14 protein-coding genes are annotated in these 17,997 nt (G+C 37.7%); 13 read left to right on the top strand and 1 reads right to left on the bottom strand.

The annotated features are described in order from the left end of the window. The first annotated feature begins 16 nt into the window (after positions 1–16). Positions 17–2,413 carry a chitinase N-terminal domain-containing protein gene (locus tag HZI73_RS17005; RefSeq protein ID WP_212694571.1) on the top strand — a complete coding sequence of 799 codons (2,397 nt, stop codon included), beginning with the start codon at positions 17–19 and terminating at the stop codon, positions 2,411–2,413. Between the two features lie 96 nt (positions 2,414–2,509). Here the strand turns inward: HZI73_RS17005 and rpsT are convergent, their stop codons facing one another. After that, positions 2,510–2,770 carry a 30S ribosomal protein S20 gene (gene rpsT, locus HZI73_RS17000; protein WP_246552194.1) on the bottom strand — a complete coding sequence of 87 codons (261 nt, stop codon included), beginning with the start codon at positions 2,768–2,770 and terminating at the stop codon, positions 2,510–2,512. Between the two features lie 241 nt (positions 2,771–3,011). Between rpsT and gpr the strand changes: the two genes are divergently transcribed. From gpr to HZI73_RS16940, 12 genes are all read left to right on the top strand, one after another. Then, positions 3,012–4,037, top strand: coding sequence for a GPR endopeptidase (gene gpr / locus HZI73_RS16995; RefSeq protein WP_212694569.1), 1,026 nt, complete (start codon positions 3,012–3,014; stop codon positions 4,035–4,037). Between the two features lie 260 nt (positions 4,038–4,297). Beyond that, on the top strand, positions 4,298–5,506 hold the full coding sequence (gene spoIIP, locus HZI73_RS16990; RefSeq protein WP_212694568.1) for a stage II sporulation protein P: 1,209 nt from the start codon (positions 4,298–4,300) through the stop codon (positions 5,504–5,506). 135 nt (positions 5,507–5,641) lie between these two features. After that, positions 5,642–7,453 (top strand): translation elongation factor 4, encoded by a 1,812-nt coding sequence (gene lepA, locus HZI73_RS16985; RefSeq protein WP_212694567.1) that lies wholly within the window; start codon positions 5,642–5,644, stop codon positions 7,451–7,453. A 731-nt stretch (positions 7,454–8,184) separates the two neighbouring features. Continuing rightward, a complete protein-coding gene (hemW, locus tag HZI73_RS16980) occupies positions 8,185–9,324 on the top strand; it encodes a radical SAM family heme chaperone HemW (RefSeq protein WP_212694566.1) in 1,140 nt (379 codons plus the stop codon). A 95-nt stretch (positions 9,325–9,419) separates the two neighbouring features. Then, positions 9,420–10,535: a heat-inducible transcriptional repressor HrcA gene (gene hrcA / locus HZI73_RS16975; protein WP_330619563.1), complete on the top strand. Its 1,116-nt coding sequence runs from the start codon at positions 9,420–9,422 to the stop codon at positions 10,533–10,535. A 27-nt stretch (positions 10,536–10,562) separates the two neighbouring features. Further along, positions 10,563–11,132, top strand: a complete 570-nt coding sequence (grpE, locus tag HZI73_RS16970; RefSeq protein ID WP_246552193.1) for a nucleotide exchange factor GrpE — start codon at positions 10,563–10,565, stop codon at positions 11,130–11,132. Positions 11,133–11,310: 178 nt separating this feature from the next. Further along, complete coding sequence (gene dnaK, locus HZI73_RS16965) at positions 11,311–13,179, top strand: molecular chaperone DnaK (RefSeq protein ID WP_212694565.1); 1,869 nt, start codon at positions 11,311–11,313, stop codon at positions 13,177–13,179. Between the two features lie 193 nt (positions 13,180–13,372). Beyond that, the gene (gene dnaJ / locus HZI73_RS16960; RefSeq protein ID WP_212694564.1) at positions 13,373–14,521 is read left to right on the top strand and encodes a molecular chaperone DnaJ; all 1,149 of its coding nucleotides are present in this window, start codon (positions 13,373–13,375) and stop codon (positions 14,519–14,521) included. Positions 14,522–14,547: 26 nt separating this feature from the next. Continuing rightward, a complete protein-coding gene (gene prmA / locus HZI73_RS16955; RefSeq protein ID WP_212694563.1) occupies positions 14,548–15,495 on the top strand; it encodes a 50S ribosomal protein L11 methyltransferase in 948 nt (315 codons plus the stop codon). A 92-nt stretch (positions 15,496–15,587) separates the two neighbouring features. Then, positions 15,588–16,325 (top strand): 16S rRNA (uracil(1498)-N(3))-methyltransferase, encoded by a 738-nt coding sequence (locus tag HZI73_RS16950; protein WP_212694562.1) that lies wholly within the window; start codon positions 15,588–15,590, stop codon positions 16,323–16,325. 1 nt (position 16,326) lies between these two features. Further along, on the top strand, positions 16,327–16,692 hold the full coding sequence (locus HZI73_RS16945; protein ID WP_212694561.1) for a response regulator: 366 nt from the start codon (positions 16,327–16,329) through the stop codon (positions 16,690–16,692). Between the two features lie 116 nt (positions 16,693–16,808). Continuing rightward, positions 16,809–17,966 carry a cysteine desulfurase family protein gene (locus tag HZI73_RS16940; RefSeq protein ID WP_212694560.1) on the top strand — a complete coding sequence of 386 codons (1,158 nt, stop codon included), beginning with the start codon at positions 16,809–16,811 and terminating at the stop codon, positions 17,964–17,966. Positions 17,967–17,997: the final 31 nt, after the last annotated feature.

The following is a 17,997-nucleotide window of genomic DNA, read 5'->3' as shown; positions in this document are numbered from 1 at the left end:
AATAAGGAGGTATGATATGATTTTATTAAAAAAGAAATGGAGAGGCATTATCCCATTGCTTTTAAGTATTGCTCTTATGTTATCATGGACAGTTTTACCCTCATGGGCAGCAGCAACAGGTATTCCTGGAACACCAGCTCTTACCCATGATAATTGGGATAAAGATGGTCAATACACAATAACCATGAATATGTGGTGGGGGAATAATGGGACGTCATGGAAACTCTATGAAAATGATGTGTTAATCCATTCAGATGATCTTCTTGATAATTCTCCCAATGCTCAGACAAGGTCATTATCATTTACAGGGAAGGAGAATGGTACCTATACCTATATGTGTGAACTCATCAATGCTTTTGGAACAACAACAAGTGCTGCATTAGCTGTTGAGGTTAATGCTGGTTCTGGAGGAAGCAGTGATGATCCACCTGCTAAACCGTTAATCTCTGTCCTGGGTGACCCATATGGTGGACTAGATTTTGATATTAAATGGCATATTCATAGTGGGCAGGTGGCTGATAGCTGGGAACTCTATGAGCGTCATGGTGACACGTTTCAGAAAATAGCAGGCCCAGAGAATGTAGATTTTACTGTTTATCCTCAGACAGCCTCACATAAAATTGAAGATAAAACCTATGGTGTTTATCATTATAAGGTAAAAGTATTTAATGAGGATACATACACATGGAGTGATGAAGTAAGCCGAGTTGTTGGAGGTGCAAGCACCATATCCATTGATCCTACAACCATTGATAAGGATAAACAAGCCCTTCAATTCACTCAGAATCAAGGTACTTACACGTATTCTCTTCGTTGTGCTTCAGTAGCTAACCCTAGCTTTACAGCGGTGACTAATAATTCATCCATCATCGACTGCTCGGTTAATCAGACATCACTTACAGTCAATGGTCTAAAAGCAGGACGGGCTTCTATAAAAATTACTGAAACGTCTTCAGGTGAAGTGCGCTATGTGGGTGTTCGAGTAAAAACAGTCGGTGGGCAACTTCCTGGTATGCCTGATTATCTTGCAATTGGTTCAGTAGGAACCAATGTGACCAGAGACTTAGATTATGTCAAGGATTTTCAACCAGGGGATAAAAACAAGAGAATGGATATACGCTATATCTATCTAAATGGTGAACCGGATTCTTGGGATAGAGGTGTTGATGGCTGGCAGAAATGGGGGAAAAATATAAAAGGCGACCGAGCCATTACTTATATCCGTGAAAATAGAAAACTGGGTATTATTCCTTTTTTTGTGTACTATACCATTTGTGGTGCTAATGAAAGTTATGTGACCGATCTTAATAATATACAGGATGATCAATACCTGGGTTATTATTTTAATGATCTAAAATTTACACTGGATACCATCTTGCGTGAAGCTGGGGATGATTTAGTAGGGATGATTTTTGAACCGGATTTTATAGGCTATATGATGCAAAACTCAGGGTTACAGCCAAATCAGATATTTGCAAACACGAAGCTTGTTTATGAAACAGCTTATGGGGGTGAGCATGCCGTAGGCATACTTGATAGTGCTGTAGACGTTGACCCTGAGACAAATGAACCTTTTGCGGATAATATAAACGGTTTGGTCAGATGCATTAACTACATGGTGAATAAGTATAATGTAGATTATGGAACAACGATTTATTTTGGATGGCAGTTCAACACATGGTCCAATCCATATCAAGGCATACCTGCCAAAGGGCTTATGCATGTGACGGAAGATATGGGTATCACACAAGGACGAGCATTCATAAGGGATAGAGCCATTGAAACGGCTAATTATTACATAGCGGCAGGCGTAAAGAGTTTCAATGCAGATTTTATGTCCATTGATAAATATGGTCAGGATGCTGTTGCCAGAGAACCTTTTGCAGCCACGGACCCTCAAGATTCAACATGGTTCTTTAATGGGGATACTTGGAACAATTATCTTGAATATGTTAAAGCCTTACATCAGACTACATCACTTCCTGTTGTCTTATGGCAGATGCCTGTTGGGCATATAGAAAGAAGTCAAGCCATGGATCCTTATGATGGTGGGTTATTTGATGAACTGACCAATACGGAGAGTGGTGGTGCATGTTACTATGAAGACAGTACCACATCCTTTTTCTTTGGTGATGTCTTTAAACCAGGAGCAGGTAATAGGTGGCAATGGTTTAAAACCAACGAAGGTAATGACCCTCTTATTACCCATAATGGTTCGGATACCATAACATGGGGCTCTCATTTTACAGCAGCTAGAGATGCAGGTGTATGTGCAGCACTTTTTGGCGCAGGTGTTGGCAAAGCTACCCATGGAAATGTCAGTGATATTACATTAGCCACTAAGCCGGAAGACGACCATTGGTTTTTTGTGAAAACACAGCGTTATTATCAAAACCCTGTACCATTAAAATAAAAATTTAGGGACTAGGACAATAGATGTAAAAATAGACAAAATATAGCCCCTCTAAACATAGACGTTTAGAGGGGCATAAGTTACAACATGTCTTAATTATGCGTTATTAACAGTTTTTGTTAAACGAGAAATTTTTCTTGAAGCTGTACTTTTATGATAAACACCTTTTGACTTAGCTTTGTCAATGTGAGAGATTGCCTCCACTAATTGCTTTTCAGCAGTTGTCTTATCGCCAGCTTCTACTGCTGCAAGAACTTTCTTCACTTCTGTTTTCACTCTTGATTTAATTGCTTTATTTCTTAAAGTTTTTGTTTCAGTCACTTTAATTCTTTTTTTAGCTGATTTAATATTTGCCAATGAAAAAACCTCCAAAATTTTTTATAAATATTTTTGTTTCGCAGTGGGAGTTGGAAACTAAACATTTATTTACTGTCATTTTCATGACTTCAAGTCTTTGGACTATCTAAATAAATATCGCACATAAACATACCTTAGTATTTTAATACATAATTCCTTATTAGTCAATGAATATATACAAAATTATTTGGAAAAAATATTTTAGAATGACTAAACTATGGATTAGAAGGGATGTAAGGCTATGGATAGGGATCAAAAAGACCAATTAGAACAAGTAGAAGAACGTTATAACGTTAGAACAGACTTAGCCATTGAAGCAAGAGAAATGGTTGGTGAGGAAGATGTAGAGATACAAGGTGTAGAGGTTGTTGTGGATAACCTTGAAGACATTGATCTTTCCATCACCAAGGTAAATGTAATGGATGAACATGGAGCAAAAGCATTGAACAAACCTATTGGGAATTATATCACAATGGAATGTGAATTAATGAAGCAAAATGACCCAGAAGCTCATGAAGAGATTGTTCGCGAGTTAGCTAAGCAATTAACCGATCTGGTGAAGCTTAATAAAGATATGACGGTTCTCGTTGTTGGTTTAGGTAACCGTGATGTTACCCCTGATGCCTTGGGTCCAAGAGCTGTATCCAATGTACTCGTAACAAGACATTTATTTAAAGAATTTGGTGAACCCGAAGATGGAGAAGACAGCTTTAATAAAGTAACAGCCATTATACCGGGTGTTATGGGTCAAACGGGTATGGAAACATTTGAAATCATTGAAGGGCTGGTAAAAGAAATTAAGCCAAGCGTCATCATAGCCATTGATGCCCTTGCATCAAGGCGAACAAGTCGTGTTAATACCACCATACAGATTGCCGATACAGGCGTTCATCCTGGTTCGGGTGTTGGCAACCGACGAAAAGGACTGAACAAGGAATCCTTAGGTGTACCGGTTATCGCTATTGGTGTACCAACCGTTGTTGATGCAGCAACCATTGTGAACGATACCATGGAAGAATTGTTAGTGGAAATGAAGAAACAGATACCAGAAAATGCGGAAATCTGTGATATGATCAACAGCTTTAGTGAACAAGAGAAATATGGACTCATTAAAGAGGTGCTTTATCCATATGTAGGTAATATGTTTGTGACACCAAAAGAAATTGATGCTGTTATTAAACGATTAAGCAACATTATTGCATCAGCTCTGAATATCATGTTGCAACCTAAGCTGGAGTTTGATGAAATTACTAAATTTTTATCGTAAGGTGGTTATTTAGATCACATCCTAGGAATGGATGCCATAGCCATCATGAATATTAGATTTTCATTAACTGTGATAAAATTAAGGCATAAATCACCTTGTCTTACAATATATTTTAGTTAGTAGGAAAGTCTCCTACTTAATCAATTGTCATTGGGACATGTCTTATCTACCTGTGTAGCTGTTAGCACCATGAAGGTAACTCATCATGCCTTATGCACCAATAGATAAGCATGCCTAGACGATAAGATAAGGGTGATTGCATGAATAAAGCACATTTGCTGAAGAAAACGCGCAAGCTGACGTTGGTTTATATGGCAGTTCTTATTGCCATGTCAGCCTATATCATTATTAAATTAATGAGTCTGTATTTTTTTAGTGAAATTATTGACTTTAGAAATTTGATTGTATCAGAATTTGATACGTCTTTTTTTACACGTATTGTGCACTCTATTAATCCCTCGATTGCCTATTATCAAGATAGCGAACAGGTAGATACACATATGGTAAAAGACCGTATGAGCGCTTTATATGGGTATAATGTACCGCTGATGACCTTTATTATGGGTCAAGGTGATTATGTTTACGATACCGCTTCAGAGAATTATCCCAATCTACAACAACGGGATGAAAACTATGAAAATGATCTAGAACATTATGACCATAATGAAAATTTCTTTAACCTTTATACATTGGAAGAGCAAACCCCTAAAATTCATTTAACCAATGCAACGCTGGACCAACTAAGGGATTTTACAAGTTTAAAAGCCAATCTCTATACATTTGATGCCAGCATCAACCCTACCAAAAGTGATTTTCCTGTTGATAAGTTTCTCAAAACAGACATGACCATTGATAAAACGAAACCTGGACCTAAAGTGCTTATCTATCATACCCATTCACAAGAAAGTTTCTCCGACAGTAGGAAAGGTGTTAAAGAAGATACAGTAGTAGGTGTCGGCGATGAATTAGCATCTATTCTAGAGAAAACCTATAACATAGAAGTGTTACACCATCGAAAAGAATATGATATTATTAATGGTAAATTAGATCGTAATAAAGCATACCAACTGATAGAAGCACCCCTTAAGAAGCTCATTGCGGATAATCCTACCATTGAAGTGTTAATTGATATTCATCGTGATGGTGTCAAAGGAAATCTAAGATTGGTTAAAGATATTAATCATAAACCAACAGCAAACATCATGTTTTTTAACGGTTTAGCTCAGTATTCCGTCATGCCTAATCCATACGTTTCTGATAATTTAGCATTTAGTTTTCAAATGCAGTTAAAAGCCAATGAGCTTTACCCAGGTTTTACGAGAAAAATCTATTTAAAAGGGTACCGTTATAACTTACATCTTAAGCCAAAATCCCTATTAATTGAGGTAGGTGCACAAACAAGTACGGTCAGGGAAGCTAAGAATGCTATGGAACCATTAGCTAAAATATTATATGAAGTCATAAAATGAGCCCGTTAAATCGTTTTATGTAAACAAGTTACAGCTCTTTTGATTATGTTGTAAATTTATGAAATAAAGTTGCGTAAGCCTAGTTAATTATGCTATAATAACCAACAGAAAATGGACTAAGGAGGAAATCGGTCTGTGGCAGAATTTAAACAGAATAAAATAAGAAATTTTTGTATTATAGCACATATCGATCATGGTAAATCTACATTAGCAGATCGTATTATTCAATTAACTGGCTTACTAACTGAACGAGAGATGCAATCTCAGATATTAGACAATATGGACTTAGAGAGGGAACGTGGTATCACCATAAAGGCCCAATCTGTACGTCTAGTATATAGAGCAAATGATGGGGAAGAGTATGTGTTTAATCTCATAGATACCCCAGGACATGTAGACTTTAATTATGAAGTTTCTAGAAGCTTGGCTGCTTGTGAAGGCGCTATTCTTGTTGTGGATGCGGCTCAAGGGATTGAGGCACAGACCTTAGCAAATGTGTACCTTGCTCTGGAACATGACTTAGAAATCTTAACGGTTATTAATAAAATTGACTTACCAAGTGCGGAGCCTGACCGGGTAAAAGCAGAGGTAGAAGATGTCATTGGATTAGATGCGGAGGATGCTCCACTCATTTCCGCAAAAGAAAGTATTAACATTGAAGAGGTTCTTGAAAGAATTGTAACGGATATTCCTGCACCAACTGGGGATACGGATGCACCTTTAAAGGCTTTAATCTTTGATTCCTTATACGATCCTTATAAAGGCGTTATTGTATTTTGTCGTATTAAAGAGGGTAATGTTAAAAAGGGTATGAAAATACAGATGATGGCTACAGGTGCTGAGTTTGAAGTGGTTGAAGTGGGTTATTTTGGTGCCGGTCAGTTTATACCAGCCGAATCCTTACCAGCGGGTACGGTTGGGTATGTAACAGCCAGTATTAAGAATGTCCAAGATACGAAAGTGGGGGATACCATTACAGATGCGGACAACCCTATTGCAGAGCCGCTTCCAGGGTACAAAGATGTTAACCCCATGGTATTCTGTGGGATGTATCCAGCAGATGGTTCTAAGTATCAGGACCTTAGAGATGCTTTGGATAAACTTAAATTAAACGATGCTGCATTAAGGTTTGAAGCGGAGACTTCTGTAGCTTTAGGATTTGGATTCAGATGTGGATTTTTAGGTTTATTGCATTTAGAGATTGTTCAAGAACGGCTTGAACGTGAATATAATTTGGATTTGGTGACAACGGCTCCAAGTGTTATTTATAAGGTGCATAAAACCAATGGGGATGTGATTGATTTAGCCAATCCAACGGATTTACCTGATTTGGCAGAAATAAGATATATGGAAGAACCCATTGTAAAAGCGGAGGTTATGGTACCTACAGAATATATTGGTACAGTTATGGAACTGTGTCAGGAACGTCGTGGTGAATATTTTGGTATGGAATACATGGAAGAAACCAGAGCCATGTTATCCTATGAGTTACCCCTTAACGAGATTGTATATGATTTCTTTGATGCGTTAAAATCCAGGACAAGGGGTTATGCGTCTTTTGATTATGAGTTAGTGGGGTATAAGGAGTCTCAGTTGGTGAAGCTAGATATTTTGATTAATAAAGAAGTGGTGGATGCTTTATCTTTTATTGTGCATGAGGAAAAGGCTTATGAACGTGGTCGTAAGATTGCGGAGAAGTTAAAGGGTGAGATTCCTAGACATTTATTTGAAATCCCGATTCAAGCGGCTGTAGGTAATAAAGTAATCGCCCGAGAGACCATTAAGGCGATGCGTAAGGATGTTCTTGCAAAGTGTTATGGTGGGGATATTTCTAGAAAGCGTAAGCTGTTGGAGAAACAGAAAAAAGGGAAGAAGCGTATGCGGCAGGTTGGTAATGTAGAGGTGCCGCAACAGGCGTTTATGAGTGTGTTAAAATTAGATGATTAGTTTTGAGGTTAATATCAATTTGTTTGTGGGGTGTCTGGGGAGACGGTCATGGATGGGTTGGTATTAATTTTTGGTTTGTGTGGGGTTGGATTAAAGATAGGGTGTTGATAGAATTTGATGGCTGGTGAGGCTTGGTATCAATACTTTGGGGGCTAGTGGTTTTTGGAAGGTATAAGGGGTTAAGCTTTTCAGACCCGATAAACGTCCGTGTTTATAGGGTCTGCGCTCACCGTCCGTGGTTCGCTTGTCGCTTAACCCCTTATACCTTCCTGGGATGTTGACGTTGTATTGATGGAAGCCTTGGGGGTAGACGTAGGTTTTGGTAAAGCTTTTCAGACCCGATAAACGTCTGTGTTTAGTCTGCGCTCACCGTCCGTAGTTCACTTGTCGCTTAACCCCTTATGCCTTCCTGGGATGTTGACGTTGTATTGATGGAAGCCTAGGGGTAGACGTAGGTTTTGGTAAAGCTTTTCAGACCCGATAAACGTCTGTGTTTATAGGGTCTGCGCTCACCGTCCGTGGTTCGCTTGTCGCTTAACCCCTTATGGCTTCCTGGGATGTTGATGTTGTATTGATGGAAGCCTTGAGGGGTAGACGTAGGTTTTGGGAGAAGTGGATGACTATAATGTAAATACTTAAAAGGTAAAGATATTGAAATAATATAAATGTGAGATTTTCGTTAAGAAATAAGAACGAACTTGATAGATTAACTACGAGTAGGTGTTGGTGGAATGAAGGCATTAAGTTTGTATGTGCATATACCTTTTTGCAAGAGCAAGTGTCATTATTGTGATTTTTTGTCTTTTGAGAGGCATGAAGGGGATAGGGGCAGGTATGTGGATGCTTTAGTTGGTGAGATAGAGGCTTATGGGGCTTGTACGAAGGATTATGAGGTTAAGAGTGTGTTTATAGGGGGTGGGACACCGTCTATTTTGGTGAGCAAAGATTTAAAGCGAATCTTGGCTGCTATCCATAAGTATTTTTGTTTAGCGGATGATGCGGAGATTAGCATTGAGGCGAATCCGGGTACTTTAACATGGGAGAAGGTTTTGGTGTTGAAGGAGGCTGGAGTGAATCGGGTTAGCCTTGGGTTGCAGTCTTGTGAGAATCATTTGCTTAAGAAGCTTGGAAGGATTCATACGTGGGAAGAGTTTTTGGAGAGTTATGGATTGATTAGACAGGCAGGGATTGACAATGTGAATGTGGATCTGATGTTTGGTTTGCCTAATCAGAGTTTGGAAGAAGTGGAACAGGATATTAAGAAGGTTGTGGAGCTGCAACCGGAGCATGTATCTTGTTATGGTTTGATTATAGAAGAAGATACTGTTTTTTATAAGTTATATGAAAAGGGAGCATTATCGACTCATGATGAGGAGGTAGAGCGGCAGATGTATTGGCGGATTCATGACATTCTTGAAGCATATGGGTATGTGCATTATGAGATTTCCAATTATGCGAAAGAAGGTAAGGCTTGTTACCATAATAACGTCTATTGGATAGGGAAACCTTATATTGGTATGGGACTTGGAGCTTCTTCGTATTTTGAGGGCTATCGCTATCAAAATACACGTCATATGGAGAGCTATTTGGCAATGGATGGGGATATAGAAGCTATACAGGAAGATAAGCAGTTTATAGATAAGAAAATGACTGTTGAAGAGTTTATGTTTTTAGGTTTGCGTTTATTAGAGGGTATCAGTAAACGTGATTTTGTGTTGCGTTTTGGTGAGACGATAGATGTTTATTATGGTCCTATCATTGCAACGCTAGCGGGTCAAGGTTTAATGGAAGAAGATGGGGATAGGTGGAGGCTTACAAGGCAAGGTGTTGATGTGAGTAATCATGTGCTTTCTCATTTTATATTTGAATAAAATGTAAAAAAACAATTAAATTGCATAAAAATACTTGACAAATGTGGTTGTAAATGATATTTTTATTTCAAGCCATTAGCACTCAATCGAGGTGAGTGCTAACAAAAAGAAATAACTGGCAAAGAATAAAAAAGGATGGAGATATTAACAAAGCTGATTATAAGGTGGTGGACGTATTGGAATTGAATGATAGAAAGCTTAAGATTTTGCAGGCCATCATATTGGATTACTTAGAAACAGCAGAACCGGTTGGTTCCAGAACAATTTCTAAGAATTATGACTTGGGTGTGAGTCCAGCAACGATTCGTAATGAGATGTCAGACCTTGAAGAATTGGGTTTCATTCTTCAGCCTCATACGTCAGCAGGTCGTATTCCATCAGATAAAGGTTATCGTTTGTATGTGGATGAGTTAATGCATTTACATCAGAACCAGGTTGAACATGGTTTCTATATTGAACAATTATTACAACGGGTAGACCGTATCGAATCTTTACTTAAAAACATCGCCAAGATGTTAGCAAGTGAAACCAGTTATGCAACCATTGTCTCTTCGCCTCAGATTAAGAGAGCAAAGATCAAGAATATACAGCTCATCGCTATTCAAGAGAGACAATTATTAGCAGTTATTGTTACAGATGGAAATATCATTAAGAATTACATGATCCATCTAACGGAACCTATTCACCAAACGATACTGAATCGCTTAACATTTGTACTTAATGAGCATCTCTATGGCTTAACATTAGAGCAAATTAATTTGCCGCTTATTCAACAATTAAAAGATTTTGCAGGTGAAAATGCAGATGTGATTAATAAGGTGTTAGATGCCATATTTGATACCATTCAATCGGTTGATGATACAGATGTATATACGTCTGGTGCAACCAATATTTTGCGGTTTCCTGAATTTAATGATATTGACAAAGCAACGAACTTGATGCATCAATTAGAAGAAAAACAAGTGTTAAAGCAAATTATCCGTCAAGGGCTAGAGGACCAAAAGGTAAACATTAAAGTAACCATTGGTTGTGAAAATAAGCTTGATGAAATGAAAGACTGTAGTCTGGTTACAACAACTTATAAACTTGGAGGCGAAGATATTGGATTTATCGGTATCATTGGTCCCAAAAGAATGGATTATGAAAATGCCATATCTACCCTGTCAAGCTTAATGACAAAGATGGATAAAATAATAAACAAACTGAAATAAAGTATTCTAGGGAAAGGTGGCTATATAGTGGCAAACAAGGATAAAATAAGTGAAGAGCTACAAAAGGAAGAGTTGCAAGCTGAAGAACAAGTGTTGGAAGAGGAAGTAGTTGTAGTAGAAGAAGAATCTTGTGAAGAATCTTCGGAAGACATGCAAAAGGATAGTCCAAATAAGCTTGTAAAAGAGTATATGGATAGACTGCAGCGTACAATGGCTGAATTTGATAATTTCAGAAAGCGAACCATTAAAGAAAAATCCCAAATGTATGAAAATGGTGCAAAAGAAACAGTGGAAAAATTATTACCTATTGTTGATAATTTTGAGAGAGCACTGAGTAGTGTATCGGAAGAAGAGAAAGACTTACCTTTTACCCAAGGTGTAGAAATGATTTTTAAGCAACTTTTAGGAGCCCTTAATGAATTAGGGGTAGAGCCTATTGAAGCAACAGGTCAAGCATTTGATCCGAATTTACATCATGCTGTCACCCATGCTGAAGATGAGAACTTCGGTGAAAACACCGTTGCAGAAGAGTTCCAAAAAGGGTATATGTACAAAGATGCCGTACTTAGACATAGTATGGTTAAAGTTGTTAATTAGTATAATAGAAGCATACTAAGAGGATCACTAAAATGAAGTATGTGCAATTACAGTTGTGCATCTTATCATAAATGGTAATTTCATACAACATGACATACATGAAATGAAGAAGTTGCCAAGACACAATTAAAAAAATAATGTCAGTGGTACATTAGAGAATATAAAGGAGGAAATAATAATGGGTAAAATTATTGGAATTGACTTAGGTACAACAAATTCATGTGTTGCCGTTATGGAAGGTGGTAAACCAGTCGTAATCGCTAATGCAGAAGGTGTTCGAACAACACCATCCGTTGTTGCATTTACTAAAAATGGTGAGAGACTTGTAGGGGAGCCTGCTAAGCGTCAAGCAATTACGAATCCAGATAATACAGTAGCTTCCATCAAAAGACATATGGGTACTGATTTTAGGGTTAATATTGATAATAAAAAATATTCACCTCAAGAAATTTCTGCTATGACATTGCAAAAATTAAAAGCAGATGCAGAAAGTTACCTTGGAGAAAAAGTAACAGAAGCAGTTATTACTGTACCTGCTTACTTTACAGATAGCCAAAGACAGGCAACAAAAGATGCAGGTAAGATTGCAGGTCTTGAAGTAAAGCGTATTATCAATGAGCCAACAGCAGCAGCACTTGCATATGGTCTTGATAATGAACATGAGCAAAAAATCATGGTATATGACCTTGGTGGTGGAACATTTGATGTTTCCATTATTGAAATTGGCGATGGCGTTATTGAAGTATTAGCAACAAGCGGTAATAACAAGCTTGGTGGTGATGATTTCGATGAGCGTGTCATGAACCATTTAATTAAAGAATTCAAGAATGTTGAAGGAATTGATTTAACTAACGATAAAATGGCTGTTCAACGATTAAAAGAAGCTGCTGAAAAAGCTAAAAAAGAATTATCAACAGCGACAACAACGAACATTAATCTTCCATTTATCACAGCTACACAAGAAGGACCTAAGCATCTTGATATTACGTTAACAAGAGCAAAGTTTGATGAATTAACCAATGACCTTGTACAAAGTACAATGGGTCCAGTGAATACAGCATTAAAAGATTCAGGTTTATCAGCAAGTGAACTTGATAAAATATTATTAGTTGGTGGTTCTACGCGTACGCTATCTGTACAAGAAGCCGTATCAAAATTAACAGGTAAAGAGCCATTCAAAGGTATTAACCCAGATGAATGTGTTGCTATTGGTGCTTCCATTCAAGGCGGTAAATTATCAGGTGAAGCAGGTGCTGGTGACATCCTATTATTGGACGTTACACCACTATCACTTGGTATTGAAACTTTAGGTGGGGTAGCTACGAAGCTTATTGAAAGAAATACGACAATCCCAACTAAGAAGAGCCAAGTATTCTCAACAGCTGCTGATAATCAGCCTGCCGTTGACGTACACATTGTTCAAGGGGAGAGAGAGTTTGCAAAAGATAACAAAACCCTTGGAAGGTTCCAATTAGACGGTATTCCACCAGCACCAAGAGGTGTTCCTCAAATTGAAGTAACATTTGATATTGATGCCAATGGTATTGTTAACGTATCAGCAAAAGACCTTGGAACAGGTAAGACACAACACATTACCATCACAGCAAGTACAAATTTAACAGATGCTGAAATCGACAAAGCTGTTAATGAAGCTGAAAGTTTTGAAGCAGAAGATAAAAAACGTAAAGAAGCCATAGGTGTACGTAATGAAGCCGATTCACTTGTATTCCAAACAGAAAAAACAATCAATGAATTAGGCGATAAAGTGGATGCAGCTGAAAAAGAAAAAGTAGAAGCAGAAGTTGCCAAGTTAAAAGAAATTCTTGGAAAATCCACAATTGAAAACATGACAGATGACAATGTAGAAGAAATTAAAGTGGCAAAAGAAGCCCTTATGACAGTATTCCAAGAGTTGTCAGCTAAGTTATATCAACAAGCAGGTGCTGCTGGTGCTGCACCAGGTGGAGAAGGTGGACCAACACCTGAACCCGAACAACAATCAAATAATGATGATGATGTGGTTGACGCAGACTTCAAAGAAGTGTAAAATATAAAATTGTAATAAGCCAAAGACATTGGTCTTTGGCTTTTCTTAAGATGAGAGTTAACATGAAGAGTCGAGTTCTCAAAAATAACCCCACATACATATGTATTGGATGAAGAATTGGCGGTCAATACAGGATGTTGAGAAGTCGAGTTTTGTTGTGTTTAATTATATTAAAATGAGGTAGGTGGAAGTTTTGGCAGAAAAGAGAGATTATTATGAGGTCTTAGGACTAGACCGTAATGCTACAGACGCTGATATTAAGAAAGCATACCGTAAGTTAGCAAAGATGTATCACCCAGACATGAACCCTGGTGATGATTCTGTTGAGCATAAATTCAAAGAAGCAACAGAAGCATATGAGGTACTCAGTGATTCAGCTAAGCGGGGGCAGTACGATCAATTTGGTCATGCTGCATTTCAAAACGGCGGTGGAGGTGCTGGTTTTGGTGGCTTTGATTTTTCAGATGTTGGCGATATATTTGGTGATATATTTGGTGACTTTTTTGGCGGTGGGGGCAGTCGAAGGCGGAACCCTAATGCACCAACAAGAGGAGCCAGCCTGAAGACATCTGTTACACTAGAATTTGAAGAAGCAGTATTTGGTGTGGAAAAAGAGATAGAATTAACGACATCTGAATCATGTGAAGATTGTTCGGGCACAGGCGCTAAAAAAGGAACCCATCCAGAAACATGTTCTCACTGTAATGGATCGGGTCAAGTCAGATATAATCAACAGACCATGTTTGGTAACATTACAAGTGTAAAGACATGTCATACATGTAATGGAACGGGTAAAGTGATAAAAGAAAAATGTCATGCATGTCGTGGAACAGGCTTTGTAAAGAAACGTAAAACCATTTCAATAAAAGTCCCTGCTGGGATCGACAATGGGCAGAGCATTCGTGTAACAGGAAAAGGTGAACCAGGTACCAACGGTGGTCCACGTGGTGATCTACTGGTAACAGTATATGTAAAAGCCCATGAGTTTTTTGAGAGAGACGGTATGGATATATTCTATACGTTACCCATTACGTATGCTCAAGCTGTACTTGGGGCAGAATTAGAAGTACCTACCCTTGATGGCAAGGTATCTTATGAAATTAAAGAAGGTACCCAAACACATACACGTTTCCGACTAAAAGGTAAGGGTGTACCAAGTCTTCGCCATAATAAATCACGTGGGGACCAATATGTGACAGTTGTTGTGGATGTACCAAAGAAACTGAATGATAAACAAAGACAATTATTAAAGGATTTTGCAGATACATTCAGTGACCATGCACATCTTAAAGAAGGAAAGAAAAAAAAGTGGTATGATAAAGTGAAGGATGCTTTTGAATAGGTTAGATAAAAAAGGAAGTGTAACCATTGAAATGGACAGCATGTAAAATAGATATCCATCGTGAAGCCATAGAAGCCGTTACCTATATGCTAACAGAACAAGGTATACAGGGCTTTGAAGTGATGGATGGCACATTATCAACGATGGATATGGAAGAGATGTTTACGGATTATGTGGAAGAGGGGATTCTCCAAGAAGATCAAGAAGCATATGTTCGCTTCTACGTATCCGAAGAAGAGGATGTTCAAGAGATTCTTCAAATATTAGCTAAGAAATTACACGATCTCAGACAATTTGTGCAAGTAGGCTCAGGTAATATTGAAACAGAGACTGTAGATGATGAAGAGTGGTACGATAATTGGAAACAACACTACAAACCTTTTCGTATCGCGGATCATGTTGTCATTAAACCTACATGGGAAGTGTGCGAAACCATAACCGATGAAGACATTGTGGTGGAGATTGATCCAGGTATGGCTTTTGGATCTGGGACGCATGAAACAACATCCATGTGTATTGCCTTAATTCATAACAATATAAAGCCAGATGATGTCCTGCTGGATGTGGGATGTGGTAGTGGCATACTGGGTATTACAGCAGCTAAATTAGGGGCACAAAACGTTGTATGTATTGATTTAGATAAAAATGCAGTAAAAGCAGCAAAGGATAATATCATCCAAAATCATGTGGACGCAACAGTGAAGGTTTTGCATGGTAACTTACTGGAGATGTCAGATATAAAAGCCCATATCATTGTAGCTAACATTATGGCTGACGTGATTATCTTTTTATCACAATCAGTGGGTAATCATCTATTGCCAGGTGGTTTATTTATCGCTTCTGGCATTATTCTAGACAAAATAGATGAAGTGATTGAAGCACTTGAAACCAACGGTTTTACCATCTTGGAAGTAGAGCGTATGGGTGAATGGTCAGCCATTGTCGCAAAACCTCATCATAATATGGGCCAATAAACACCATGAGTAACATGTTTTCAATGCATATAATCCATTATTTTAATTAAGCAACTGGTATAAAGAGAAGGATAGATGAAAGGAAAGAGCACATGCATCGTTTTTTTGTTAATCCCAGCCAAATTGAAGAGAGCTGCATTAGAATTGTTGGAAATGACGTTAATCATATAAAAAATGTACTGCGTATGCATAAAAACGATGAAATTATAATTTGTGATGGACATGGGTCTAACTATTATTGTATAATTAATGATATTGAAAGTGATCGTATTCTGGTAGATATTAAGTCTAAAGAGTTATCAGATGCAGAACTAAAAAGTAAGATTTATCTTTTTCAAGGTTTACCCAAGCAAGAAAAAATGGCACTGATTATTCAAAAGGCAGTGGAGTTGGGTGTACACGAAATTATACCTGTAATGACATCAAGAAGTGTCGTGAAGATAAACAAGCAAAACGCTGCTAAGAAATTAGCAAGATGGAATAAAATATCCGAATCCGCTGCAAAACAGTCTGGACGAGGTATTATTCCAATGGTTAATGATGTAATGAATTATGATGAAGCATTAGTCTATGCACAGAGAATGGACACAACTATTGTTCCTTATGAAAATGCAGATAATATTAACAAAACAAAAACCTTATTAAATAGCTTAGACATGAAGAGGATAGGCGTATTTATAGGTCCAGAGGGAGGATTTAGTCTTGATGAAGTAGATAAGGCTAAGCAACAAGGTGCTAATATTATAACATTAGGTAAGAGGATACTTAGAACGGAAACAGCTGGGCTAGCAATATTGTCTTTACTAATGTTTCAACTTGAGGAGGAATAGTATGGCATTTCGAGTTTTAATTGTTGATGATGCAATTTTTATGCGAACGGTTCTAAAAAAAATGCTGGCAGACGAGAATTTTGATATTTGTGGTGAGGCGAATAATGGAAAAGAAGCCATAGTGAAAGCGAAAGAACTTCAACCAGACGTCATAACACTGGATATTACAATGCCTGAGATGGATGGGGTTACGGCTCTTCCAGAGATATTAAAGGCCAGCCCAGGTTCAAAAGTTATTATGTGTTCGGCTATGGGACAACAACCGATGGTCATAGAAGCTATTAAAAATGGTGCAAAAGATTTTATTGTTAAGCCATTTCAGAAATCAAGAGTTGTACAAGCCATTGAAAATGTAATGAAAAAATAAAAGGGGGGCTGTCTCGTTGTGAACATGAGAGACAGCCTTTTAAATGGGTTGAGTGTCCAAAAAGAATAGTTTTAAAGATACAATTGTTTGAGAAAAGGGAGAAAGGATGCCCGCATATGGAAGTATATTTAGATAATGGTGCTACGACCAAAACTTTCGATGAAGTAGTAGAAATCATGTGTAACGTTTTAAAAGAGGATTATGGTAATCCATCTTCTTTGCATCAAAAGGGTATAGATGCTGAGAATCATATTATTAAATCCAAAGAAATAATAGCCAAGATTTTGAAGGTAAATGATAAAGAAGTCTACTTTACTTCTGGAGGAACTGAAGCCAACAACTTAGCCATTTTAGGCATTGCAGATGCATATAAACGGTCAGGTAAACATATCATTACCACATCGTTGGAACATTCCTCTGTTAAGAATACCATGTTATATTTGGGGGATCATGAATATGCGTTAACCATATTGCCAGTAGATCAGTACGGACAAGTTAACTTAAAGGTGTTACAAGATACCATACGTGAGGATACTATATTGGTATCCATGATGTATGTCAATAACGAATTGGGTACGATTATACCTGTGGATAAGATAGGTGCTCTTATTAAGAATAAAAACCAAGAGACCATCTTTCATGTTGATGCCATTCAGGCTTTTGGCAAGATGGTTATATATCCCAAAAAATGGCAGATTGATCTACTTAGTATAAGTGGTCACAAGTTTCATGGACCAAAAGGTATTGGTGCACTCTATATTAATGACCGTATTAAGATTAATCCTATTTCCTATGGTGGTAATCAACAAAAAGGGATGCGTAATGGCACAGAGAATGTGCCTGGTATTGCAGCAATTGGGTGTGCTGCTAGTATGATGTATGATCAGCTAGAAGCCCATAGAACGTATTTATATGAACTTAAAAGTTATTTAGCTAAGCTACTATTAGAAGAAATAGAAGGCATTCAGATTAATGGTATGCCTGTTCTAGAAGGAGCCCCCCATATTCTTAGTGTACGTATAAAAGGTGTACGAGGAGAGGTACTCTTGCATAGCCTGGAAGAAAAAAATATCTATGTATCAACAGGTTCTGCATGTTCATCCAACAAACCTTCAAAGACAGGACCTTTGCAAGCCATTGGCTTAACCAATGAGGAAGCACTATCCACCGTAAGATTTGGATTAAGCGTCATGAATACAAAAGATGAATTGGATATTTGCGTTAAAGAACTTAAGGTGATGATACCTATGTTAAGAAAGTTTGTAAGACATTAATAATCACAGTAATCAAGGTATAAAATGGAAG

The organism is Vallitalea pronyensis (assembly GCF_018141445.1).
Lineage (GTDB): Bacteria > Bacillota > Clostridia > Lachnospirales > Vallitaleaceae > Vallitalea > Vallitalea pronyensis.
This window is presented reverse-complemented; position numbering and strand designations above follow the sequence as displayed.